This is a genomic window from Chryseobacterium sp. ZHDP1 (genome assembly GCF_018603435.1).
GTDB lineage: Bacteria > Bacteroidota > Bacteroidia > Flavobacteriales > Weeksellaceae > Chryseobacterium > Chryseobacterium indicum.
Window position 1 is genome coordinate 4,420,601 of record NZ_CP075682.1, and the last position, 24,094, is coordinate 4,444,694.

Consider the following 24,094-nt stretch of genomic DNA (forward strand, 5'->3'; position numbering starts at 1 on the left):
AATTAGTTCTCTCCTTAAAAGGGGGAGGCGTTATGGTTCAAAATTTAGAAAATGAAAAATATTAGAACAACAATTGATAATGAGCTTGAGAAGCTCGATCTGAGATGGCGGAATTTACCCATCCGTAAACAGATCAGATATGTACTTTATCTATTCGCCTTCTACCTGCTTATGGGCGTAGGCGTACTGGTCAAGGTATTTTATGATCTGGGAAAAGGGGATAAAATCGATATAAGCCATATCGAGGTGCCCGCAGTAATTCATAATGAATCTTCTTTGAAAGATTCTGTTAGAAATCCTAAAACTATACACAATGGAAGAGAAAGAGAATAAGAGGATCAGTTTAATTGTGGATGAAGATTCTACAGAAAATCCGGAAAGTAGTTCCTCAAAAAATGATAAGCTTAAAAAGCCCATCATCTTTGGCCTGATGGCCATTGTTTTCATCGCCTGTCTTTATTTAATATTTAAGCCTAAAAATAGTGGTGAGGAAAATAAAGACAAAGGTTTAAAAAATGCCGTACCCGAGGCAACGGATAAAGGACTGCAGGCCGATAAACAAAAGGCATATGAAAAAGAGATGGTTGAGGAAAGGGAAGCGGCAAAGCGTAATTCCCTGATGTCTTTGTCAGATTATTGGAGTGGTGCAGACACATCGGTTAACGCTGAAACTCCAGTTTCGAAGGTTATTGCAGGAAACTCAGGGGGATATGGGATGAGCGGTGCACAGAATAGTTCGTTGAGCAGTTATCAGAATGCGCAGCAAACTCTGGGCTCGTTTTACAGGGATGATGACCGTGAGAAATTGGCACTTCGTAAACAGGTAGATGAACTCAAAGATAAGCTTTCAGAAAAAGATGTCCCGCAGGCACCTACCTATAAGGATCAGCTCGCATTAATGGAAAAATCATACGAAATGGCTTCGCGCTATCTTCCGTCAGCAAATGGTGGACCCGCAAGCCCTACGGTGAATGTTGGACAGAATATGGATTCAACTGCAGTTAAAACAACTGCTCTACCGGGCAAAAAAGGGAAAACCGAAAGTTTGAAAGTGCTGAAAAAGAGTGTCGTCTCAGCCCTCTATCGGGAAGAGGACGCATCGGAGATTTTAAATGGGATCGGAGATCGTAACATGGGTTTTATAACGCCAGGACAAGTTGTTCAAAGCGATGTTGTCAGGAACAGCATACGTGCAATGGTAATGGAAACAAAAACATTATCAGGCGACGGGTCTCTAAAGTTGAGGTTATCCGAAAATGCCACTATTGGCGGTCATTATGTTCCCAAAGGAACCGAACTGGTTGCCGATACCAAATTTCAGGGAAACAGGTTACAGCTAAAGATCAGCGCAGTTGAAGTATCCGGAAATATAGTTCCGGTTGAGATTCTAGTCTATGGCACGGACGGTCAGCTTGGGCTCCTTGTCCCACGAACAGATGAGATCAATGCTGCAGGAGAAATAGCGGCTAACATGAGCCAAAGTTCAGGAATGAATATTTCGATGTCACGTTCTGCGGGCCAGCAGGTTGCCAGTGATCTGAGCAGGGGCTTGATTCAGGGAGTTTCCGGTTTTTTTTCTAAGAAGCTGAGAGCTGTTAAGGTAACAGTGAGATCAGGGCATCCGGTACTCCTGTTGACAAAAAAGTAATATAACAACAATAATAATCATACTATGATATCAATCAAAAGTACACTTATGATCCTGCTTTTTGTAGGTCTGTTCATCAAGACCTTTGGACAACAGTCTCTTGAAGCGGGAAGGGTCGAACCTTATAGGTTGGAAGTTACCTATAATAAAACCTGCCACCTGATTTTTCCGGTAGCGATCAGGTACACAGACCTGGGATCGAATTATCTGATTGCGGAAAAAGCTGAGGATGCGCAGAACGTCTTGCGTATAAAGGCCGCGGTTAAGGACTTTGCAGAGGAAACCAATTTCAGCGTGATCACAGAGGATGGGCAATTTTATAGCTTTAATGTTATTTATAATGCTGATCCTTATACGTTGAGTTATGATCTAAAGAAAATGAAAACTGATGTTGAGCGTGAGGAAGGAAGAAACGTTCAGTTTGAAGAGCTCGGTTTTAATCCACCATCTTTAACAGAAATTGTACTTAAAACCATCTATCAGCAAAATAAAAGATATGTACGGCATATCGCTGCCAGATCCTATGGCATTCAGTCAATTCTTAAGGGAATCTATGTCCACAATGGAAAGTTTTATTTTCATCTTGAAGTGAAGAACAGATCCAATGTACCTTTTGTCGTTGACTTCTGTACCTACAAAATTGTGGATAAACAGGTTGCGAAAAGAACAGTATCTCAGGAAAAGCAATTGGTTCCGGTAAGGCAATATCCCGGTCTTGAAGTAATCTCGGATAATTCAATCGCTGGCAACGTCATACTTCTGGATCAGTTCACAATCACCGATGAACAGGTGCTAAGAATTGAAATTTTTGAAAGGAATGGCGCAAGGAACCAGGTTCTGGAAATTGAAAATTCGGATCTGGTTGCCGCAAAGCCCGTATCTGAAATGAAGATTAAAGTCACTCAATAAAGCAGCGAATTATGAAAAAATATATCATCTTTTTGGTACTGGCGATTTTGAGCATCAAATTACATGCACAGAGAATGGTCTATAAACAGAAATCTTTGGAAATTAATACGGGACTTCTAAATACAGAAAGGGTAGGCAAAAATTTCTATCTAAATCTGACACTGAACAGTTTTGCGAAACATGGCAACTATTGGATCTGGGGAGTGGAATATCAAAGAAAGACCGTAGACTACAAAAATTGGGAAATTCCTTTTGAAGACTTCATCGGAGAGGTTGGTTATAGTCTTAAGCTTCTCTCGGATTCAAGAAAATTTATTACGCTGAATGGAGGTGTAACTGGAGTTGTGGGCTATGAATCTGTCAATAGGGGAGACAGTCTCCTTTTGGATGGGGGGATTCTAAAAAGTAATAATGGATTTGTTTTTGGGAGCAGCGGGAGATTGTCGCTCGAGACATACCTTTCAGACCGGATTGTTTTTATGCTGCAAGGTCGCATAAGGGTGCTTTGGGGAACAGATCTTGAGCGGTTCAGACCTTCAACGGGTGTCGGTTTACGTTTTAACTTTTGAAAATCAGAGAATAGAATGAAAAATTTAATTAATAAGTGGAAAATGTCGATAGGATCGCTTTTTCTAGGCTTTATTGCTATGCTAGGAATTACGTTACTTTCAGGATGTGCTAAAGAGGTTTTGGATGTACAGGAAGTTTTCCCTTTTGAGGTGAAGGTGATGCCAGTACCAAAGGAAATTGGAATGGGTGAAACTGTTGAGATCAGATTTTCTATCATTTCAAACGGAAATTATACAGGTAATACCTACCGGATACGTTATTTTCAGAACGATGGACAGGGCATTTTAAATTATTCAGGTTATAAACCTTATTTACCGAACGATCTTTATCCCTTGGCCGAGAAAGAATTTCGCTTGTATTATACCTCACAATCTTTAGTTTCACAACAATTTGATGTGTGGATAGTAGACAGTTTTGGTAATGAAAAGCAAATTTCTTTTCAATTTAACAACAAAAAATTGGGTCCGATCATTATCGGTCCGGTTAGATAATATTATATTTATAAAAGTATTACAGTAAAAATAGGGCGAAGGCCTTACACTACCAGAGTGAGAGCATGCTCATTAGGACAGCCAGTGGCTGTCCTTTTTTGTTACAATTAATTAGTAAATGTATGCGCGAGAAAGTGAGATGATTTTTTTACATGGAAATATTTCTTTATTAGGGTAAAAATGTTAGATTTATATAAACTATAGACCATAAATTACACTATACGGAAACTTATTTTTGCTATCCCTGAGATCGGTCTAATTTTGATGTCAACTTATAGATTGTGATGAATTTTTATATTGTTTCATTATTGGACGCTATGGCGGAGCAAAACCTATCTATATTTTGCGATCTTAATTTCGTAAAATCTGCTGGATTTTTCTCAGACCTACATGAAATTTCCAATCGTTTCAAAGTGGTTACCGATTTTTATTTCTCCTTTTTAAAAAAACTAAATTTTATATCGAACGAAGCTTCTATTACAAATCATTTGGGTTATTATAATTTTACAGAGCCTAATATATATGAGCGGCCAGTAAACGAAATCTTGCGCGCCCTTAGTCACAAAAAACTGCTGTTTAAAGATGTAATACCAGTTCAAACGAGATATACAGATAAGGATAATATGCATTTAGTAGTAGGTTTATACCGGATAGAGAATATTAAGAGAAGCTTTTTGCATATAGTTGATCTATGTCTACCTAAAAGCGAAATAAAAAATATCCCATCTGAGGTAACCTATGTTAAGGACTTACTTGATTCTTATATTTCTGATGAAAAGCAGACATTGAGAACATTTATAGAAAAAAAAGGATATAATTACAATCATTTCCAACGGGACTGCAAAGTATGTTTTGGGGATTCCTTTTATAGCTTCTGGTTAAAAAAGAAGATGATAGAGGCTGTTCAGGATATTGTTTTCACGAAGATGAGCTTAAAGCAGGTTGCATTCAAAAATAGATTTCTTGACTATCAGAATATGTACAAGGCTTTCATTCGTCACGGAATTGGTTTGACAACAATTCCTCGATTAGCTAATTTATAATATTTTAAGTTACTATTGTACATACTTTTGTTGCATATTGGTATAAGTTTATTACATATTGGTATATAATTGTTAATATTGTCAATATATAATTTTACCCTAATAGCGAAATTTGTCATAATCAATGCCAATGATTATGATAGGCTTCGTAAAAAAATATTTTGTAAAAACGGTCAGCATTCTTTTGGCCTTACTTTTTGTATATGCTGCTGGAAGTAAGTTACTCGACTTTGAGAATTTTCAGGTGCAGCTTGCTCAATCCCCTTTATTAAGTGCGTATGCCGGTGTAGTCTCTTATAGCATCATAACCATTGAATTCATTGTAGCGATTTTGCTCTGTTTGCAAAATACTCGTTTATTGGGACTGTATCTATCGCTCGGCTTAATGGCCGCTTTTACAATTTACATTTATATTATCCTTACTTATAGTGAATTTGTCCCCTGCAGCTGCGGGGGAATTCTAGAAAAAATGGGATGGACAGAGCATCTGATCTTTAATATTTGCGTTGTTATATTAACTGCTGTTGCAATTTTCCTATTGGAGAGAAACAGGGAAACAAGGATTACCAGAATATTATCCTTTTCGGCAGGAACAGTAATTGTCAGTTGTCTTGTTGTCGTTATGATGTTTCTTTCCTCGGAAAATATTATTAAAAAGGAAAATAACTTTACACGTCGTTTTTTGCAGCATCCAATTTTTGAAGATAAGGTTTATAATCTTGGCGTTAACTCCTATTATTTTGCGGGGATCACAAATGGTAAAATTTATCTTGGCAATTTGACGACACCATTATTTATCACTGAGATCGATAGCGGGTTTGCTGCTATGCGCCGTACAAAGATTACTTTGGATAATTTAGATCATACCTTTAGAAATGTGCAGCTTAAGGTCAAGTATCCTTATTATTATTTGTTTGATGGAAATGTTCCGGTTATCTATAGAGGTAAACTGGGCGATTCAACAGCAAATACTATAAGCAATGGTGATGCATATTTCAATCAGCTAATTGTACTAGATTCGATGAAGTTCGGAATTCGTACGCAAAAACGTTCTGACAATCAGTATACTTTTGCCTCTCTTGACCTTAATGGAGATCCAAAGTTATCTCTTAAGACTGAAATTTTAAAAAAGCAGATAGATGGTGTCTTTGATGTGGATGGGTCATTGAATTACGATCCTGTAAATGATAAAATTGTTTACACTTACTTTTATCGGAACCAGTTCATTGTGATGGATGGCGATTTAAGCGTTAAAAATAGGTTTAACACTATTGATACAACAAGCCGAGCTAATATCTCAGTAATCAGACTTTCCGATGGACGCAACAAGATGAATGCTCCATCGGTGAGTGTAAACAAAAGTTTTGCGCTATACGGTGGCTTAATCTTTAACCGTTCTAATCTTAAAGGGAAGCATGAACCATCAAGTTCATGGAAGAATTCATCTATTATTGATGTTTACAGTACAGACGAGCAACATTATATCGGAAGTTTTTATATACGCAATAGAGAAGGTAAATCTATGTCATCTATGATCTGTGACGGACATTATTTATATGTACTTATCGGTAACGAGCTACAGCGTTATAGGATTAGAGACGGAGCTTTTAAATTTAACATTCAACGAAACCAGTGGTTCAAGGAGGCACTGGCGGATAGGGATATATAGGGAATTGCCGAAAACCCTGAATAGATTAGGCAGTAACCAATTAAATTATGATAGCATGAAAAAATTGTTATTACCTGGTCTTATTGTAGCAATGGGACTAGGGGGTGCTTATGCTAGCAGTACAATGAAGACCGCAATGCCAACCTACCGTATCAACGGAAGCCATTGTGATGTCGTTCAACAGGAATGTAATGAGCAACCTGGTGAAGTTTGTACCTGGAATGAGGATTCGTCTTCTCAGCTGTACAAGTTTCGTAGTTCTGATGAAACTACCTGTTCTCAAGAACTCAGTAGAAGTATCCAGTAAAAAAGAAGGATGCCTATAGGGCATCCTTTTTCATTTGTTTATTGATCCAATCGATATCATCTCTACCTTTCAGGAAGTAATCCCACCAGTCCATTACTTTTTCACTCAAATCTCTCTGTTCGGGAGTGTCATTTATAAAAGAGTGTCCGCCGTTCTGGTAGAACAAGGCAATTACATCTTTTTTATAACGTCGAAGACCTGTATAGAATTCCATCGCTTGTGTCCAGGGAACATTCCCGTCCTTTTTACCTGCCCATAAAAGTATAGGAGCATTTACGTTTTTAACACTAAGGATAGGATTATTAGCCAGATATCTTTCCTTATCATCGGCTGGGGTTGTTCCCATCTGATATACGGTATTGTATATGAAATATAGCGGTTTATTCCAGTCAGTACTATATGAATAAAAATTGTTAATAATATCACTTATACCTGCACCGGATATATAAGCGGCAAAACGGTTCGATTTAGTGGCGATGAAATCCGTTTTATAACCGCCATAGGACTGCCCACATAGACCTATCTTTTTTTGGTCAATGTAAGGATTTTTCAGCACCACATCCAAAGCATTGTTAACACATTCCAGTGCTGATAAACCTGGGCCTTTTTCCCCCACCGTTGTGTCAGGTAAAAAAACAAAATATCCCTGTTCCAATAATGTCCTGAATTGTAAGCCTTCAGGAAATGTCCTGTTTGGTGAAAGATAAGAATTTGAAAGATGTCTTTGGATATCGTAAATGCGAACTATCATCGGGTATTTCTTTTTCGGGTCAAAGTTGGATGGATAAAACAGGATACCGCTTAGGTTCTTTCCTACGGCAGAATACCTATAAATCTCCTGCTTTATTTTTTTTGCTCCATTGTCTTTAATATCACCATCAAAAAGCAAGGTCTTCTGATTTTTGGTTTTATAGGAAAACAGTGTTGGTGGAAGATTAAAATTCTCTTCCAAGGTATAAAAGGATGTCATTGCGGAATTATAAATCAGCTTATGAATTCTATTTTTTGTCGGGGATATTGTCTCGTAACCTTTCGCCCTTTGTAAGAGGTAATATGATATTACGTTTTCTTCCCTATCGTATATTTCTGCTAAAAATTTGTCTTTAGATAAAAAAGAAACAGCCGTATAACCATCACTTTCAAGGTTATAATTTTTGATTTTTATCATTTTTCCCACACCGATCTCCAACGCTGTTAATTTTTTATGATGTATGTTAAAGTCCCACAGATCATCAGGGCTTTCAAAATAAATATGATCTGATTTCTGTGAGAACACGGGCTGTTCCAACCCCGTCTTTTCAATTACGGTTTCTTTTTCTCCATTTGAGTTATATAACGACCATTTTATGCCATCGTGGCTGGCTAAAAACCATTTGCCGTCAGAAGATACGTAGACTGAATGGTTAAGTAGTTGCGGCCATTCTCTTCCCATTTTCCGTACCAGCTTAATATCTCCAATATCAGTATAAGAATTTAATTTTAGGTCGTAAATCTGGGCGGCATTTAGTTCCGGTTCACTGGTAATGAAATTGTGTCCCTTTCGTGGAGCATAGGTCAAGAAATAGCGGTCATTGTTGATCGAATTAATTTCAATATTATCGGGTACAGGGATTTTCTGCAGTTTATTTCTTTTAGGGTGCCAGATCCAAAAACTTCGTTTAGAAAACATTTTAAAATGTTCGTTTATGTAGGGGTCGTTTCCATGCCATATTTCCACAAGAGAATCCCTGTGTTGTTCAACAGCAACGCGTGAGCTGATCAGATAAGAATTGTCGTCCTGTATTGCAGAAAACTTGATCACTGCATTTTTTGGTATATCTAGTCTCAATATTTTCTTATTGTAGTATCCGGTTTCCAAAAATGTTAACCTATCGTGTTCATTGTCCGATGTTGCCTCTGTTATTAGAAGTTGTGTTGGGGTTTCGGCCAGTGATATTTTCCTTATTTTATTAACCGTTTGGTAAATAACCTTATGCAATGAACCCGTTATTTCTATTATTTCGGATTTACCATCATATTGTTTGGTTAAATATATTGTGTTTTTAGAATCGGTGGCAGCAAGATTATCTACTTTTGATATTTCAAGAAGCTGCTTTCCCGAAATATCATAGAACCTGAGATGATGGTCATTGAATAACAATCCATAGCTATTTTGTTGTTCTAGGATATAAAAGTCAATTACATTCTCAAAGTTTAGTAACTTACCCGTAATAAGATTGAGAAATACAACTTTATTTCCCTGTCTTCCCAATACGCCTTCATCATTTAGGAATGTAATCTGTGAATTCATTATCCTATATACTTTTTGTGCATGGTCTTTCGTATTAACGAGAAAAACACTGTCTCCGTTCTTTTTGCTTAATTTTCTGATTCCAATCCAGTTCGCACTTTTTGATTGAACTACAAAATCTGACAGAGTAGCAAATTTTGCTCTCCAATTGGATAAGGTGTCTTGCTGTTTTTGCGCAGATATCACGAGATATCCTACAAGTAACAAAACTAATTGCAGTATATTTTTCATTATCAATACCCAGGATTTTGTGGTTTAAGATTATCGTTTAGTAGAATTTCTTTTTGGGGAATTGGCCATAGTTTATGTATGTCCTTCCAGTTGGGCTTTGTTGTTTGAAGGTTATTAAGCTTTCCCATTCTTTTTAAGTCGATGAATCTGTGTCCCACCTCAGTAAAAAATTCTCTTTTATTTTCTATCAGAATTTCATCCAGTAGGGCACTTTTTGTAATGGATGATGTCAGGAGATTTAGCTGTGCACGCTGTCTTGTCGCATTTACATAAGGCAATGCTTCTACAATCTTGTCCTGTTGTGTCAACGCCTCTGCCAATAGTAAAAACACTTCTTCCAATCTGAATATAATGGAGTATTCTGTTAGGTTGTTGCCTCCACGGTTTTTATATTTCTCCGCTCGATAGTATGTTACTCCATTGAAGACTACAGGTGCAATCCATTTCTGTTTACGTAAATCGTCATTTGAAAATGAATTGATCAGCGCATTTGTTAGGGCATAGCTTGAAGGTGCTGAATTATTAAAATAATAAATTCCAGCTTGTGGTAATGATAGATTATTGTTTGGTTTAAGTTGCCAAATGATATGTTTGCCAGTTTTCTGAAAGACTTTGGTAATGTCAGGCTCTATTTGATATAGTCCACTTTGTGCAATTTCCTTCAATATGTTTTCTGTCTTATTCCAATCCTGTTTTGCCATATAAACTTTTGCCAGGAGCAATCTTGCTGCTAACCTGTTCGGATAAATACGCTCTGAATTTCTATAGTCATTTTCAAGTAGAGACGATACTTTTAGCAGATCTTTTTCGAGATTTGAAAGTACTTGCGCAAAATTTGTTTTATTTATGGTATTATTGATCATGTAATCAGTTGATTCGGGGTATGGGATGTCACCGTAAAGCTGGCTGAGATAAAACAACATGATTGATCTTACAAACAATGCCTCCCCACTCAGATATCTTTTGTCTGATGCAGAAATTCCTGTTGAAGCAGTAACCCCTTCCATAATAGAATTGGCAGAATAAATATGTTTATAAGCCGTTGCCCAGACATTATATACAATACTATTGGTATCTATCTGTTGGTTAAGGAAAAGATCCCTGCTGTCTGAGGAGACGGTGGTGAAGTTATCCAATTCATCAGTATAAGCGCTTAGATAGGTTTCGAGATCTCCACCTGCTATTGGTGAACTTTTCATGGCATCAGCATAGAGGGCAGCTAATGCTGCATTGGCAGTTTGAACGTCCTTAAAGACAGTTTCCTTATCAATTTGATCATTGGGGATATCTACTTCGATCATTTTTTCGCATGAAGTAATTGCAAGGCTCACAATAATTAATATAATAAAATGTATAGTTTTCATTTTTATAAATTTTAGAGGTTAAATTGGATACCAAAGGAATATGTTCTTAATGGTGGAAGAAAACCTAGCGATGAAGATTCTGGATCAACTCCGAAGAATTTCGTCCATGTGAAGAGATTCTGCCCCTGAAAGTAAATCTTAACATCTTTAAAAGGTCCGCTTTTTAATGGAATTCTATATCCGAGTTGTACATTTTTTAAACGGATGAAGGAAGCGTCAGTATATGCCGCAGTACTTGAGCGAAGTAGATTATGACTACTCGTATTGACAGTACTATAAGGCATGAAAGTACCATTTGGATTTTCGGGTGACCAGACATCAAGTACCTGTACTGGTTGGTTATTCATTGTTCCGGGCATGGTCATTATACCGATATAATTCCGTGCTTTCTTTTTTACAAACTGGAAAAGAAAGGAAAGATCCCAGTTTTTATATTGTAACGTATTGGTCCAACCTCCAAAATATTTTACACTTATATCTTCAATAACCTGTCGGTCTTCTGGTGTGGTTATTTTCCCGTCACCATTAAAGTCTGTAAACTGGTATTGGCCCGTTTGGGGATTAACTCCAAGTAATTGATACAGTCGTACAATATTTGTTGGTTGTCCTATAATATATTGGTTGGCATAAGTTGATCCGGCTAAACCTGGAAATGAGATTAATCTATTTCTCGGGAAGCTGATATTGAAGGCGGATTCCCATTGCAGGTTCTTTCCAACTATAGGTCGCCCTGATAACTCAAATTCCCAGCCTGTATTTTCGATTGTTGCTGCAAGGTTTGCAATTACACTGTTAAATCCCGTAACTGCTGAAAGCTGATATCCAACCAATTGGTTGGAAGATCGATTCCTGTACCATGCTGTGGTGAGATTTAGCCGGTTTTTTAAAAGGCCCAGTTCCAGCGCTGCTTCCATTTTACGGGTGATCTCCCAACTATAATCTGGATTATAAAGACGCGAAGGAGCAACTCCAGTAGCATTATTATAGATTAATGTAGAGTTGACGGTATAGTTATCAAGATACTGAAAATCACCGATATTGTCATTTCCTGAAGAACCGTAGCTTCCCCTGAGTTTTCCAAAGCTTAACCAATTAATACCATTTAGAAAAGCTTCGTTTGAGAAAAGCCAGGCTACTCCTACGGCCCCGAAATTTGCGAAACGATTATTTGGCCCGAATCGACTGCTCCCATCCCTTCTTCCAGTTAAATTTACAATATACCTGTTCTCAAACTGGTAATTGAGTCTGCCAAATAAAGCCGCATACCGATATTCAACATTGGAATCTTCTAAGGTCATGACAGACTTAGCAGCCCCAATATTTGTAATGAACTGATTGCTTTCAAAGCCTATTCCTAACCTCTCATCTGCATTTCTTCTGCTTGTTTGGAAGCTACCACCGATTAGTGCATCCAGCTGGTGTCGTCCCCATTTTTTTAACCAATTTAATTGAGGTTCTGCTATAAAGGAAAATATTTGCTGCGATTTTTTGTCTGCCTGAGAGCTTGAACTTGACATACCCGTTGCTAAATAAGGGCTATAAACGGTATTTGGTGTCAGTGAAAGTTCATTGACTGCCGTATAATTAAGTCCGGCATTCAATTTAACCTTAAGATCCTTTAATATGCGATACTCTGCATTCAAGTTGGTTTGGAACAATTTTGTGTCGTTATCATAAGAAGCATTATACGCCGCCAATGGGTTTGTGAAAGTATTGTTCTGCCAGTTTAGGCCGCCATCTTGCATGTAAAGCTGAGGTGTAATAGGAGCTAACATATATGCATTTCTTGTCATGTCCGTTCTTACCAGATTATTTTTCTGTTGGCTAAACATGTTGGAAACACTGATGGAAAGTTTATTGTCAGCAGAACGGTGTGAAATGTTGGAATTAAAAGTATTGCTGCTGTACTTAAAACCCTGCCCAAAAACAGTAGTCTGTTCATTATGTCCGAGGCTCAGCATAAAGTTTGTTGTCTGATTACCGCCGCTTAATGAAAGCTGGGTATTACTTAGCGTTGCTTTTTTTCCGATCAGGGTTTTTATCCAGTCTGTCTCATGTTCCTGATCCCAAGTGCCATTGATATCATATGCGTTGGCAGGGTAAGCTGAAATACCATCGTTTGCGTAGGCGTCCCTGCGCATTTGTAGGTATTGATCCTTATTTAGAAGCTTGAGATTAGATATTGCTTCACTAATCCCATAATTTGAGGAAAGATTTACACGTATTCTTCCTGTCTTCCCTTTTTTTGTTGTTATCAATATTACTCCGTTCGAACCCCTAGAACCATAAATAGCAGTGGCATCGGCATCCTTTAAAACCTCTATGCTTTCAATATCGTTGGGATTAATACTGTTTAAAGGGTTTATAGTTCCATTAGGCATGGTTACGGATGATATTTGGGAAGATGGAATCTCGCTGATGGGTACACCGTCAACAACATATAAAGGGATATTTCCATTAGGCGTTGTAAAAGATCCGGTACGTAAACTGTTCTGTCCCCTGATCTGAATTTCAAATCCTCCGCCGGGAACACCACTGTTTTGGGCTACATTGACACCTGCCATGCGACCTTGTATTGTGGATAATACATTAGTGACAGGCTGATTTTCTATATCTTTTGCAGATACTTTAGCAATACTTCCCGTTCGCTTTTTGTCGGATACCTTATAGTATCCGGCGTTAAGGGTTATTTCATCAATGGTATGAATATCAGATGATTCGCTTATGGTATCCTTTTTTGCGATTGATATTGCAGATAACTCTGTGTTAGAAGCTTTCGATTTGATTTTTTTTGGTCTAATTATAACACTGTTATTGTCAATTAAAGTTTCTACTGGAATATCTTTCAAAATTTTATTCAGACAGTCTAATACCTGTTCGTTTTTACATTGGGTGGACTGAACAGTGTAACCCTTAAGATCATCACTCGAATAGATATGATCTTTTACATTTTCGGAGAGGAATTTTTCGACTGCTTGTGAAGCAGTTGTTTTTCCGGTTTCAAAATTTACCCTCTTTGTTGAGAGTTTTTCCTGAGCATAGAGCCCTTGGCAGGTTATTGATAGTATTAGGATCAATAGTACTGCGCTGCAAACTTTTTTCATTATTTTTGCATAGTATTTATAATTAATAATGGATCGAACAGTTATTGGTTGAATACGCGGCCGACGGTTGCACCCGTCGGTCTTTTTTATTTTATTCATCCAGGTCAGTTTGTTTTAGGAGTAGGGGATCAGTGCAGAAGTATGGACTAACCAAAGTCTATTCTTCCAATTGAAATGTTTTATCATTTATTTTTTTTGAATTTAGGTTTAGCTTTAGGGAGATCAGTCTTATCATATCCGCTGCAGTGGCTTTTTCTTTTGTAGCACTAAGTTTTGAATTTGAAGCGGTAGAAGGGTACTGAATTTTTACGCCGTAGGTATCTTCTAAAATTTTTATGGCATCCATAAGCTTTAAATCCGTAAACGAGATTGTCGCTGTATTGTTCTTTAGCGTTGTATCAGTAGTTTTGGTGGCAACAATGGTTGCAACATCCTTTGAGCCGAAGTTGGAAAATGTCTGTTTGGGTTTAATTACAAAGGTTTCTGTCGGTTTTTCCGCTTTTATAACCTGAACTTTGCCCTCGTAAAGATCTACGTTAAACCGTTGATGGTCCTGTGTGATTTTAAAAATTGTACCCAAAACCTTGGTTTGGTAAGATCCTGCGTGAACGATGAAGGGATGTATTTTTGATTTGGTCACATTAAAAACTGCGTCACCTTCAAGGATTACTTCTCTTGTATCAGCTGGAAAGGACTTTTCAACGGTCAATTTTGCGCCTTTGGACAGCGTTACGCTGGAACCCTCTTTTAGGGTAAATGTCAAAACATGCTGATCAGCCTGATAAACATCTGGAAGGTACAAAGAGCGGTATGAAATTACGCTACCGATTAACAACAGTACGACAGCAACCATCAGGGAAGTATATCGAAGAGTTTTTATCCTTCTTTTTTTTGCTTGGTGAGCTTCTATTCTGGCGTAAAGTTTTTGATGGAACTCTCTTTTTTCCTGCTCTGTCGGAGTTTCCAGCTCGGCGTCTGTTTTATTTCCGAGCTCATTCCATAATTCTTTTGCTTCATCAAAAGAAAGCTGATCGGGCTGTTTTCTCTTGTCCATAATAAAAGGGCTTTATTATGTATACCTGACAGTAGCTGCAATAGCCCCCCCTAAAAATTGAATTTTAACTAAAATTAAGAAGTTTTAACGCAATTTAACTATGATTTTGGTGTTCACGCAAGAAAAGCATTGCTTTTGAGATCTGTTTTTTTACAGCTTTGGATGATAGATTGAGATTATTGGCAATTGTTTCCTGTGTCATGCCCTCAAATTTATTCATGGTGAATATTTTCTTTCGTGTTGCAGGTAGCAGTTCAATATTTATCCTTAAAAGTTCAAGCTCTTTTTCTTCTTCAAGAATTGCCTGTAATCGGTCAGATGAATCATCGGATAAATGAAGGTCAGCGACTTCTATTGTGTAAGGAATTTTTTTCTGTTGTACGGAGAAATTTGAAATTTCCTGAATGCAGGTTTTTATAATGACGCTTTCCGCATTCTGTTCTGATAATGATTTTCGATAATTCCATAAATGGAAAAAAATATTCTGTAATATATCGAAGACATCATCACGATCTTTCACTTTTCGGGAGACCATCGCGAACATACGGTTCCAATATGTCTCATAAATTTTCTGAAACATAACATCGTAACTATTCTTATTGCTTGAGAATAATGGCATTTTTGGTTTATTTAGGATAATTCGCAGTACACAAATTTAAGTATATTTTATTAAAAATGTTTATTTTAGCAATATATTTGTATGTTTATGGTATAAAAATTAAAGGATGTTATACTAAATAGTAGTATATACCGATTATAATTCAATTTTAAATTATATATCATATTTTAGTGATAATAATTTTCTTTTGTAAAAATATTTATATATTAGCACCCTAATTTTATCGGAAAAAAAAGCGTAAGCTGTCAAATTTGGCTGAGAGAAACTGCGAACTTCTAAAAAAACCAAAAATATTGACAGACTTACGCCTGTGTCTCAAAATATGGGCATGGGCTAGGTCGTCTATTTTGGTTTTGGGTTCTTCGCAGTACCTTCTCTAGCAATAGCACCTTGTTCCATGCCTTTTGTATTTACCCAAGAATACTTTAGTGCAAACCCGTAATAATTTAGACTATTACACGACAGGTTTTGACGTTTTGACAGTTTAGTTTCGCTTTTAAATCATTGATAATAAATACCTGGCCTGAGAATTTAATTCAAATTTCCGTGAAAATACGGAAGCCAGACTATTAAAAATAAAATATATTGCGAAGCCAAAATTAACCTTGAAAAACACACCTGTGAGATGAGACAAATATTATTATTTAGCTTGTTTTTATGCTATCATTACATATATGGACAGATTCCAAATCTGCCGCAAAGACCAGGTGTTTCCAATCTTTACAGTGTACCTGAAAGTCTGAATAATCAACCCAGCCATAGACCAAACTCTCCAAATATTAATGCGACTTCAAATTATTATAAAAAGGTTACACCCCGAGATGATCAGGATGAGATCAATAAAGAGGTAGATCGTCAAATGGCAATGATCAGGGAAGAATCGTATGTGAAAAATTATATGCTTACTTCTTTATCCGATAGAAAAGGAACGGATTCCTATTACAGGGCTTTTGATAACTTAATGAAGTTCGACCCTGAAAGCTACTCCATTACAGACGCTGTTTTTCTGGTTGAAAATGCATACAACAACAATGACCGTAATTTTCAGTCAGCATATCAAACGCAGATTCAGAAAGCTACTAACATGATCAGGCAACAGATGAAAAGGAGTGCAATAGATGATTCTGATAATGTGGCCAAGAATCTTGCAATATTCAAATACTTTGCGCAGGATACAAAGCAGAATGGAAAAGTTATCCATAAGGCAATCAAATATGACTTTGAAGACTATATGGGTGCCAAGGATTACAGTAAGATGTTTGTTTCCAAATTGATGACAACAAATACTGGGCAGTGTCATTCCATGCCACTTTTGTATTTGATGTTAGCAGAACAGATTGGTGCAGAGGCCTTTCTTGTTGTGTCACCCAATCATTCTTATATACGCTTTAAAGATGGGGACGGCGAAGTTCTTAGTGTTGAGCTTACCAATGGAATGTTTTCTGCAAACTCTTTTGTGTTGAATTCCGGATATATTAAAGCTGAAGCTCTAAAGAACAAGCTTTATATGCAGAACCTATCAAAGAGAGAAGTCCTCTCACAGACTTATGTTGACCTTGCCAGTGGATATATCCATAAGTTTGGCTATGATGAGTTTGTTGCAAAAGTTTTAGGAAAAGCACTGGAGCTCAATCCAAATAATATAAATGCGACATTATGGAAAAGCAACACCGATCAGATGCGTTTTATGCAGGCCTGTAACCGCGTTAATATTGACCCTGAAAATAAGGAACAGTTGCAAAAGATCAGGAATTATCCTCTGCTGGAAAACCAATTTCTGGAAATAAAGGCTGGATTTGATTACATAGACCAGTCAGGTTTTGCCCAAATGCCTGCGGAACAATATGAACAATGGCTGGGTTCTCTAAAAACGACGGAGAATAAGCAAAAGAGTGAGGAGATTGCAGAACGTTTGAGGATATTGAATGCACAAAAACAAAGGGAAGCTGCAAAAAAAATAAAACCTATCGTCCCTAAGAAGGAAAGTCCAAAAGTATATGCAATTCCAAAGGAATTTTTATAACCAGATAATTCAAAATACAACTACAATAATGAGAAAGATTTTATTTTTTGTTTTACTGTTTTTTATTGGCTTTAGCCAGGGACAGGTAAAACAAAACAAAAAGATAAGCAACAAAAAGGAATGGGTAAATCCTGTCAGACTGACAAAGGAAGAACGTTCTCGTCCCTACATGGATGAGGTTTTAAAGACCAGGGATAGCTTAAGCCCTACGGAAGCTGAGAGGAGGCGAAAAAACATTGAGGCGGGAAACCCATTCAAAAAGTACGGGTACTATCCGAAAGTAGCCACGTTAAGCAAAGGAAAGTATCTGGAATTCCACGATCAGGATAGCATAGTCACAATCGGATCGGTAAGGTTTAATGTGAAAAAAGGTGAAATCGTTAATTTTATTGAAATAGACCTTGATGATCCGGACGCACAACCGATCGGAGATACACACGGCAGGTGGATCAGTCCAGATCCTTTAAGTGAGGAATTTCCAAGTTGGAGTCCCTATAGCATGTCGTTCAATAACCCTGTAAGATTTAAAGATCCCACAGGTTTAGCACCAGAAGACGCTACCGAATGTTGTTGGTGGTTTCGTCTAATGCCATTATTTGAAGAATCTTCAATAAAACCAAACTTAATTGAAACAGTTACGAAGACTGGTGAAGTCGGAACCAAGCAAAGTGAAGCCGTAACAAAAGCTCAGCAAGAACATTTCAATTTTGGTAGATATGTTGAAGAAAAACAGCTTGCCGAAATGGGAAAAGAGAAAAATACCAAAACCTATGAATACACCGATCCTAAGACTGGAAAGACAGGAAAAACTATTCCAGACGCAATGACAGAAGAGGGAGGAACAGTGGAAATAAAGCACGTTGCCAAACAATCTTTTACCAAACAGCTTAGGGGTCAGCAGGAAATTTCAAAAGCAAGTGGGCAGGAAGCAATTTTGAAAATTAATGAATCTGCAAAATTAAGCGAACCCCTTAAAAATTCCGGCATTAATATTCAACGATATACGCCTCCGGCAAAGCCTAAAATTGATAACCTTAGAGTTACACCTGCTCCGGCCCCAAAACTAATTCCTGTGCCAAAACCTAAAGATCCTTGTGCTGGTGTACCAGGTTGCACATAATTCCAATTTTATTATATTTAAAGATGACAAATGTTCAAATATTGCTTAGCGCTATTAAGGAGCAAGCAGAAAAATTTTTATCAGAAAGCGGAGAATTTGCCCCTTATGCTACCTATGTCAGAGCAAATGGTGACCTAGCTTATATCTCTGCTTATTCGGAATCAACTGATTCAAAAGAAATGTATGATATTTTGTTGGCTGGAGCATATGATGATTTAAAAGATGGGGATGTTCGGGTTTATGCTATTGCTCAGGACGGAAAATATCAAGGTAAGGATGTATTGGTTGTGGATTTAATACTTTCACCTGAAAGCAGATTTCAGCAAATATATCCCTATACTATCGATGGTAAAAAAGTGAAATTTGGGGAAATGATCTAAATTCAGATTTATGACGGACAATCCATATTTAAAATTTAAAAATGATGACCTGAAGGAATCTAAAGCTTTAGCCGAAGCATTAAATATTTCTGAAAGCGATTTTTTTAAAATTCAAGATTGGTTTGACCAATTACTTCTGTATCATCAAGAATTAACTAATGATAGGGAAGACCAATTGAAAGCAGAAAAGGATTTGGAGATTAACTTCCAGGAACTGATCTCATCAGAAATTGAAAAGAATAGCTATAAGTACATCCTGCCAAAACTGTTGCATTATAATAATGAATTTCATGGAGCTTTTTTAAGGTCTTTATACGTCGCCAGATTGGGAGCTTTGCTCGGAAATATTATCCCAAGTTTTGTGAAGGACAAGATGATTACTTATTCACCGGAAGATTATTTTCATATTACGGTTTATCTTAAGCATAACTATTTTGTTTCGCCGAATAGCAACTTTTTGGAAGACATTATAAAAATTGAACAATCCCGAAGTATTTTCAGAAAAGCTACTGTGGAAGTTAAGCTATCAACTTCGAAAAATATATTGGATATTCTAAATCAGAAAACTTTTCACCATGATGTAATCTGTTTTAAAAAGATTTTAAAATTAGTAACAGCAAACGACACTGGATTAATGGATTATCTGAAAAATTATAAAGTGGAAAATAACCAATGCTGTTATAAAATTATTAGTGACGTTCTGAATTTTGCAATATCAGCAGATCTATGGAAAGACTTTGAAATTAAAGTTCAGCTAATTCATTTCTTTGATACATCGAGAGGTGCCAAAACTACATCGAGTTGGTTAACAAAGTTAGATGAACTAAGCATGAGAGTCGGTAGTTCCAAACTTTTACAACTTGCTAAGACAGTTTTGAAAAATGAAAATTGTATAAATCATAAGTTTGAATATGGGGTACAATGGAGCGATGATACTGCAAAAAGATTTTTGAAATCTGCGCAATGGATAAAAGATAGTTTAAAATAAATAATTCTCAAAAATTGATATTGTTAGGTTTTCAAAATAACATTGACAATACCGCTATTATTAATGGCTAAAAGAGTAAAAACAGAGATTGGAGATATATTCTCAGTGACATTGGACAATGGAAATAAAAAATATTTTCAATACGTTGCTAATGACCTTAACCAATTAAACAGCGATGTCATTAGATCATTTAAAAGAGAATATCCAGCTGATGAAATTCCTGTTTTTTCCGAACTGTTAGCGGGTGATATTGACTTTCATGCGCATACTATGATCAACATCGGAGTAAAACAAGATTTATTTAAACAGGGAGGAAAAAGCATTGTTTACCCAGCTTTAAACGATGTATTATTCCGCGACACAAATGATTATGGTAAAAAAGTTGGAGAAGAACCAATAAAAGTTTCCGTTAATTGGTTTGTATGGAAAATTAATGATGAGAGTTTCACAAAAGTAGGTAAACTGGAAGGCGAAAATCGAAACGCGGAAATAGGAGTTGTCATCCCCCCTTTCGCAATAGTTGATAGAATAAAGACTGGCCATTATAATTTTATTTATCCGGGTTTTGAATAAAAAACGGTGTAATATGAATAAAGTTACGAGTGCTCTTATAATTCTTACAATTCTTACCCTGTAATAAGAAAAGTGATAAACCAAATGTTGATTCATCTAAAGTTGTAGATTATAATGTTATTGTAACGGCAAAATCTGATAATGAGATTGCTATCAAAGAATTATATGCTAAAGCAGTGAATGATCTGTATAAAAATGGGATTGTGAAAGATTCCAAGCACAAATTGGAATTTTACTTTTATTTGAATCTAGTGGACTAAAAATTAAAATGCAGATAGTCATGAAATTAGTTGAAATTATTAAAGCGATCAGAAGAAATACAATTAATGATTTACTCGGTGAAGAATTCAGCGATATAGATTATGAGAAAATAATCCTATATGGAGAGTTCTCGGTGGGAGTTGATACAATATACAGGTTCTTCAAGTCAAAAAGGGGAATGGGAAATATAGTTAAAGATGGTGAAATGACCTACGAACGCCTTTGTTCACTTAAAGATTTAGGCTTTTTGATAGATTATTACCTTTCTCAGTATGATCGAAAGCCAGATGACATACTTGCAATAGATATCATCGATCATTTAGATGATCCAAATTTTTAAATCTGCTCTTTTTTGGGCATCAAAATTATGAAACACTTTTATATCTTTTTATTTTTCTTGGTTGCCGGTTTTGTCAAGTCACAGGAAAATCGATTTTATAATGAAGCATATCTGACTATTGATAATATGCTGAACGATAAACAGAAATATAGTTTTAAGACTGCTGTACTGAGTGTAGAAAATGCATATTATCAGGGAAAGCTAGATACGGTTGAAGTTGACAGAAAAATTAAATTTATGGGCAACTTTTGTAAGACAATCGTTCGCAATCGTGATCTTACCTATAATGAAAGAGATAAGGAGACCGTTAGTAAATATGCAGCAATCTTTTCAGTTATCTGTGAGGAGACACCTATTTTAATCAACCAAGATACTGTTCGTTATAAACCATTCTCTTATGATTTTCAAGACGTTTTCGGGCACAAAGATCTGACAAGTCTTTTTGTTTCAAAACTGGTTACTACGCAGAAAGGAAACTGTAATTCGTTACCTTACTTATATAAAATTCTTGCAGAGGAATTAGGTGTTGAAGCGAATCTTGCATTGGCTCCGAACCATATTTATATTAAACACAATATAAAATCCATCGGTTGGTATAATACAGAGTTAACAAGTGGCATCTTTCCACAGGATGCCTGGTTGATGGCTTCGGGATTTATCCATTTAAATGCTATTGAAAATGGAGTTTATATGAAAGCACTTGACAATCGCGAGAGCCTTGGGTTATGTCTTGTTGATCTGGCAAATGCCTATAAGCGTTCTTTTCCGGATAATGACGGAACCTTTGCAATCAAGTGTGCTGAAAGGGCTCTGCAGATCAGTCCTAATTTAGTAACAGCGTTAATTTTACGGGCTGAAACCCACAAAGAACAATATCAGAAAGTGGAACGTTCTGATCCGAAATCAAAAGAGCTTCTGGCCTCATTAAATAAAGAATACAATCATATCCATAAGATAGGGTATAGAAATATGCCGGAAGGGATGTATTTGGAGTGGCTCGTTTCTTTGAAAACGGAAAGAAAAAAATACGAGGATATTAGGTTGAAAAATTAAATTTTTGTGTGATTGATGGTTTGTGAAAAAGTTAGCTAAAACATTGTTTTTAGCTAACTTTGTTTTTAAGTTCACGAACTTCCTGCATCAACTTTATGAGCATCGATTTTATGTCCTCATTTGCAAAATCAATTATTTCCAGTTCTTTACTGGAGAAACTGCCAGCATATTGCCAGGCTTCCCAAAGATCACTAAATGGAATATCATAACTATCATAAAATGTATTGTCCGCTCCGACGGTGATAGAATTATGGTTTATCTTTTCAATACGTTTGAAAGTAAATCCTGATCTAGTTATTAGTACATGGGTTTTACCAATTTTAATATCCTTAATGTTTTCTATGTATTTTCCTACAACGTATGTTCCATCCTTATAAGGTGGCATCGAATCACCTTCTACGGGAAATGCCCTGTATTTTCCGTTATGGAGAAAGGGTAGGGACATTGTTTGTAAATTCTCTATATATTCAGGATCGGCATAGCCTGATAAGTATCCCATTGATGCTTTATAAGGTATTATTTCTATTTTGTTCTCCCCAACTGAATCCGTTTTTATAGGAAGCAAGATCCTATTATCAGGGAGATTTAACATCTCCTGCAGTTTATATTTTCTTAAATCGACAGTGAGCAATAAATCTGTGCTGATATGGTAATATCTGGAAATCGCCAATAAAACATCTAACGGGGGTGAAGCCTTTGCTGTCTCATATTTTGCATAAGATACCCTTGTCAAAACCAGTCTATCCGCGATCTGCTGTTGCGAAATTTCAGGAATTTGCTGTAGTCTTAAATACCTGATGTTATCAGCTAAAATTGAGAGTGTTGACATTTTGTGAATATTTTTCACAACAAATGTACTGTAATTTGTGAATAATCTTATCAACTTTGCTAAATAATTTAGTAAAAAAATGGAACGGTCGATTGTACATTTGGATCTGGATACGTTTTTCGTGTCCTGTGAGAGATTGGTTAATTCCGGTTTAAACGGAATTCCCCTGATCATTGGTGGTGGGGACAGAGGTGTAGTTTCTTCATGTAGCTATGAGGCACGAACTTTTGGTGTGAGATCAGCAATGCCCATGAAAATGGCGCTCCGCCTTTGCCCACAGGCGAAGGTTGTCAAAGGGGATATGGAACTATATTCCAGAATGTCCCATACGGTTACTGAGGTTATAGAGGAAAGTGCGCCTGTGATGGAAAAGGCTTCAATCGATGAATTTTATCTCGATCTGACCGGAATGGATAAGTTTTTCGGCGCTTACAAGTGGACAAATGAGCTTGGGGCAAAGATCGAAAAGGAAACAGGTTTACCGATAAGTTATGCTTTATCGACCAACAAAACCGTAAGCAAAATAGGAACCGGCGAATCAAAGCCTCACGGACATCGGGAAATACCATCTTTAGGTGTACAATCTTTTCTAAATCCGCTATCAATAAAAAAAATGCCGATGGTGGGGAATGCGACTTTTCAATTGTTTTCGAGGGTCGGAATTAGAACCATAGGCACACTTTCGGAAATGCCTGTAGAGATCCTGCAGCAGATGATCGGCAAAAATGGTACAGACTTATGGAAGAAAGCAAACGGTATTGATGAAACTCCTGTCATTCCATATTCTGAAAGGAAATCCATTTCGAAGGAAAGGACATTTAGCAGCGATACAATGGATACCTATGAGGTAAAAGGTCTGATATCAGGAATGGCGGAGCAGCTTGCCCATCAGCTCAGGCAAGAGAAATGGCTGACCTCAACCGTGGTGATCAAGATCAGATACTCAAACTTTGACACCGAATCCAAACAATGCAGGGTGAGTTATACATCATCTGACCACACCTTAGCGAGAGTTGCACTGGAACTATTTGATAAGATTTATACAAGACGTATGCGGCTCCGTTTGGTTGGTTTGCGATTTACGGACCTTGTTCACGGGAGTTATCAGATGAATCTTTTTGAAGATAATGCGGAGCTTATCAGCTTATACCAGGCGATGGATAATATCAAGAACCGTTTTGGTAAAGATGCGGTTGGACGGGCTGTTGGGTTCAATTTTTCACGTTAG

General features: G+C 36.8%; 22 protein-coding genes. 16 read left to right on the plus strand and 6 right to left on the minus strand.

Translation table 11 applies throughout. The features are described from left to right. Nucleotides 1–51 precede the first annotated feature (51 nt). The 8 genes from KKI44_RS20410 (at nt 52) to KKI44_RS22875 (ending at nt 6,637) form a co-directional block, all read left to right on the plus strand. Entirely contained in the window at nt 52–333 is a 282-nt protein-coding gene (locus KKI44_RS20410; protein WP_214588907.1) for a nitrogen regulatory IIA protein, read from the plus strand. Beyond that, nucleotides 314–1,648: a conjugative transposon protein TraM gene (gene traM / locus KKI44_RS20415; protein WP_214588908.1), complete on the plus strand. Its 1,335-nt coding sequence runs from the start codon at nt 314–316 to the stop codon at nt 1,646–1,648. Before KKI44_RS20410 ends, traM begins: the two co-directional genes overlap by 20 nt. A 48-nt stretch (nt 1,649–1,696) precedes the next feature. Further along, entirely contained in the window at nt 1,697–2,557 is an 861-nt protein-coding gene (traN, locus tag KKI44_RS20420; protein ID WP_250902105.1) for a conjugative transposon protein TraN, read from the plus strand. Nucleotides 2,558–2,568: 11 nt separating this feature from the next. After that, nucleotides 2,569–3,126: a conjugal transfer protein TraO gene (locus KKI44_RS20425; protein ID WP_214588910.1), complete on the plus strand. Its 558-nt coding sequence runs from the start codon at nt 2,569–2,571 to the stop codon at nt 3,124–3,126. A 15-nt stretch (nt 3,127–3,141) separates the two neighbouring features. Then, nucleotides 3,142–3,618, plus strand: a complete 477-nt coding sequence (locus KKI44_RS20430) for a DUF3872 domain-containing protein (RefSeq protein WP_214588911.1) — start codon at nt 3,142–3,144, stop codon at nt 3,616–3,618. Between the two features lie 284 nt (nt 3,619–3,902). After that, nucleotides 3,903–4,661 carry a helix-turn-helix domain-containing protein gene (locus KKI44_RS20435; RefSeq protein ID WP_214588912.1) on the plus strand — a complete coding sequence of 253 codons (759 nt, stop codon included), beginning with the start codon at nt 3,903–3,905 and terminating at the stop codon, nt 4,659–4,661. Between the two features lie 136 nt (nt 4,662–4,797). Continuing rightward, complete coding sequence (locus KKI44_RS20440; protein ID WP_250902106.1) at nt 4,798–6,330, plus strand: MauE/DoxX family redox-associated membrane protein; 1,533 nt, start codon at nt 4,798–4,800, stop codon at nt 6,328–6,330. Between the two features lie 91 nt (nt 6,331–6,421). Beyond that, on the plus strand, nt 6,422–6,637 hold the full coding sequence (locus KKI44_RS22875) for a hypothetical protein (protein WP_164720349.1): 216 nt from the start codon (nt 6,422–6,424) through the stop codon (nt 6,635–6,637). A gap of 13 nt (nt 6,638–6,650) precedes the next feature. On the opposite strand, the gene KKI44_RS20445 is transcribed toward KKI44_RS22875, so the two are convergent. The 5 genes from KKI44_RS20445 to KKI44_RS20465 form a co-directional block, all read right to left on the minus strand. After that, nucleotides 6,651–9,158: an alpha/beta hydrolase family protein gene (locus tag KKI44_RS20445; RefSeq protein ID WP_214588914.1), complete on the minus strand. Its 2,508-nt coding sequence runs from the start codon at nt 9,156–9,158 to the stop codon at nt 6,651–6,653. A 2-nt stretch (nt 9,159–9,160) separates the two neighbouring features. After that, nucleotides 9,161–10,522 (minus strand): RagB/SusD family nutrient uptake outer membrane protein, encoded by a 1,362-nt coding sequence (locus KKI44_RS20450; protein ID WP_214588915.1) that lies wholly within the window; start codon nt 10,520–10,522, stop codon nt 9,161–9,163. Between the two features lie 11 nt (nt 10,523–10,533). Beyond that, entirely contained in the window at nt 10,534–13,626 is a 3,093-nt protein-coding gene (locus KKI44_RS20455) for a SusC/RagA family TonB-linked outer membrane protein (RefSeq protein ID WP_250902107.1), read from the minus strand. A gap of 157 nt (nt 13,627–13,783) precedes the next feature. Further along, nucleotides 13,784–14,680, minus strand: coding sequence for a FecR family protein (locus tag KKI44_RS20460; RefSeq protein WP_214588917.1), 897 nt, complete (start codon nt 14,678–14,680; stop codon nt 13,784–13,786). A 94-nt stretch (nt 14,681–14,774) separates the two neighbouring features. Next, nucleotides 14,775–15,299, minus strand: coding sequence for a sigma-70 family RNA polymerase sigma factor (locus tag KKI44_RS20465; protein ID WP_002981445.1), 525 nt, complete (start codon nt 15,297–15,299; stop codon nt 14,775–14,777). A gap of 625 nt (nt 15,300–15,924) precedes the next feature. Between KKI44_RS20465 and KKI44_RS20470 the strand changes: the two genes are divergently transcribed. The 7 genes from KKI44_RS20470 to KKI44_RS20500 all read left to right on the plus strand — a co-directional run bounded on the left by KKI44_RS20470 (nt 15,925) and on the right by KKI44_RS20500 (nt 22,037). Then, nucleotides 15,925–17,322, plus strand: a complete 1,398-nt coding sequence (locus KKI44_RS20470) for a hypothetical protein (protein WP_214588918.1) — start codon at nt 15,925–15,927, stop codon at nt 17,320–17,322. A gap of 28 nt (nt 17,323–17,350) precedes the next feature. Then, nucleotides 17,351–18,442 carry a putative toxin gene (locus tag KKI44_RS20475; RefSeq protein ID WP_250902108.1) on the plus strand — a complete coding sequence of 364 codons (1,092 nt, stop codon included), beginning with the start codon at nt 17,351–17,353 and terminating at the stop codon, nt 18,440–18,442. A 23-nt stretch (nt 18,443–18,465) separates the two neighbouring features. Next, nucleotides 18,466–18,822 carry a hypothetical protein gene (locus KKI44_RS20480; protein WP_002981440.1) on the plus strand — a complete coding sequence of 119 codons (357 nt, stop codon included), beginning with the start codon at nt 18,466–18,468 and terminating at the stop codon, nt 18,820–18,822. 10 nt (nt 18,823–18,832) lie between these two features. After that, nucleotides 18,833–19,810: a hypothetical protein gene (locus KKI44_RS20485; protein ID WP_214588920.1), complete on the plus strand. Its 978-nt coding sequence runs from the start codon at nt 18,833–18,835 to the stop codon at nt 19,808–19,810. A gap of 63 nt (nt 19,811–19,873) precedes the next feature. Next, nucleotides 19,874–20,383, plus strand: coding sequence for a hypothetical protein (locus KKI44_RS20490; protein ID WP_002981436.1), 510 nt, complete (start codon nt 19,874–19,876; stop codon nt 20,381–20,383). 280 nt (nt 20,384–20,663) lie between these two features. Beyond that, nucleotides 20,664–20,984 carry a hypothetical protein gene (locus KKI44_RS20495; protein ID WP_126358699.1) on the plus strand — a complete coding sequence of 107 codons (321 nt, stop codon included), beginning with the start codon at nt 20,664–20,666 and terminating at the stop codon, nt 20,982–20,984. Between the two features lie 27 nt (nt 20,985–21,011). Beyond that, the gene (locus KKI44_RS20500) at nt 21,012–22,037 is read left to right on the plus strand and encodes a tetratricopeptide repeat protein (protein WP_214588921.1); all 1,026 of its coding nucleotides are present in this window, start codon (nt 21,012–21,014) and stop codon (nt 22,035–22,037) included. 49 nt (nt 22,038–22,086) lie between these two features. Here KKI44_RS20500 and KKI44_RS20505 read toward each other — a convergent pair whose 3' ends face one another. Further along, a complete protein-coding gene (locus KKI44_RS20505) occupies nt 22,087–22,866 on the minus strand; it encodes an XRE family transcriptional regulator (protein ID WP_250902109.1) in 780 nt (259 codons plus the stop codon). 79 nt (nt 22,867–22,945) lie between these two features. Between KKI44_RS20505 and dinB the strand changes: the two genes are divergently transcribed. Next, nucleotides 22,946–24,094, plus strand: coding sequence for a DNA polymerase IV (dinB, locus tag KKI44_RS20510; protein ID WP_214588923.1), 1,149 nt, complete (start codon nt 22,946–22,948; stop codon nt 24,092–24,094).

What these genes read in the sequence shown, in the direction of transcription:
- traN (WP_250902105.1), top strand. Translation starts at nt 1,697, where the DNA reads ATGATCCTGCTTTTTGTAGGTCTGTTCATCAAGACCTTTGGACAACAG.
- KKI44_RS20495 (WP_126358699.1), top strand. Translation starts at nt 20,664, where the DNA reads ATGAAATTAGTTGAAATTATTAAAGCGATCAGAAGAAATACAATTAAT.
- KKI44_RS20425 (WP_214588910.1), top strand. Translation starts at nt 2,569, where the DNA reads ATGAAAAAATATATCATCTTTTTGGTACTGGCGATTTTGAGCATCAAA.
- KKI44_RS22875 (WP_164720349.1), top strand. Translation starts at nt 6,422, where the DNA reads ATGGGACTAGGGGGTGCTTATGCTAGCAGTACAATGAAGACCGCAATG.
- traM (WP_214588908.1), top strand. Translation starts at nt 314, where the DNA reads ATGGAAGAGAAAGAGAATAAGAGGATCAGTTTAATTGTGGATGAAGAT.
- KKI44_RS20455 (WP_250902107.1), bottom strand. Translation starts at nt 13,626, where the DNA reads ATGAAAAAAGTTTGCAGCGCAGTACTATTGATCCTAATACTATCAATA.
- KKI44_RS20450 (WP_214588915.1), bottom strand. Translation starts at nt 10,522, where the DNA reads ATGAAAACTATACATTTTATTATATTAATTATTGTGAGCCTTGCAATT.
- KKI44_RS20430 (WP_214588911.1), top strand. Translation starts at nt 3,142, where the DNA reads ATGAAAAATTTAATTAATAAGTGGAAAATGTCGATAGGATCGCTTTTT.
- KKI44_RS20460 (WP_214588917.1), bottom strand. Translation starts at nt 14,680, where the DNA reads ATGGACAAGAGAAAACAGCCCGATCAGCTTTCTTTTGATGAAGCAAAA.
- dinB (WP_214588923.1), top strand. Translation starts at nt 22,946, where the DNA reads ATGGAACGGTCGATTGTACATTTGGATCTGGATACGTTTTTCGTGTCC.
- KKI44_RS20490 (WP_002981436.1), top strand. Translation starts at nt 19,874, where the DNA reads ATGGCTAAAAGAGTAAAAACAGAGATTGGAGATATATTCTCAGTGACA.
- KKI44_RS20410 (WP_214588907.1), top strand. Translation starts at nt 52, where the DNA reads ATGAAAAATATTAGAACAACAATTGATAATGAGCTTGAGAAGCTCGAT.
- KKI44_RS20505 (WP_250902109.1), bottom strand. Translation starts at nt 22,866, where the DNA reads ATGTCAACACTCTCAATTTTAGCTGATAACATCAGGTATTTAAGACTA.
- KKI44_RS20470 (WP_214588918.1), top strand. Translation starts at nt 15,925, where the DNA reads ATGAGACAAATATTATTATTTAGCTTGTTTTTATGCTATCATTACATA.
- KKI44_RS20445 (WP_214588914.1), bottom strand. Translation starts at nt 9,158, where the DNA reads ATGAAAAATATACTGCAATTAGTTTTGTTACTTGTAGGATATCTCGTG.
- KKI44_RS20485 (WP_214588920.1), top strand. Translation starts at nt 18,833, where the DNA reads ATGACGGACAATCCATATTTAAAATTTAAAAATGATGACCTGAAGGAA.
- KKI44_RS20475 (WP_250902108.1), top strand. Translation starts at nt 17,351, where the DNA reads ATGAGAAAGATTTTATTTTTTGTTTTACTGTTTTTTATTGGCTTTAGC.
- KKI44_RS20435 (WP_214588912.1), top strand. Translation starts at nt 3,903, where the DNA reads ATGAATTTTTATATTGTTTCATTATTGGACGCTATGGCGGAGCAAAAC.
- KKI44_RS20440 (WP_250902106.1), top strand. Translation starts at nt 4,798, where the DNA reads ATGATAGGCTTCGTAAAAAAATATTTTGTAAAAACGGTCAGCATTCTT.
- KKI44_RS20480 (WP_002981440.1), top strand. Translation starts at nt 18,466, where the DNA reads ATGACAAATGTTCAAATATTGCTTAGCGCTATTAAGGAGCAAGCAGAA.
- KKI44_RS20500 (WP_214588921.1), top strand. Translation starts at nt 21,012, where the DNA reads ATGAAACACTTTTATATCTTTTTATTTTTCTTGGTTGCCGGTTTTGTC.
- KKI44_RS20465 (WP_002981445.1), bottom strand. Translation starts at nt 15,299, where the DNA reads ATGCCATTATTCTCAAGCAATAAGAATAGTTACGATGTTATGTTTCAG.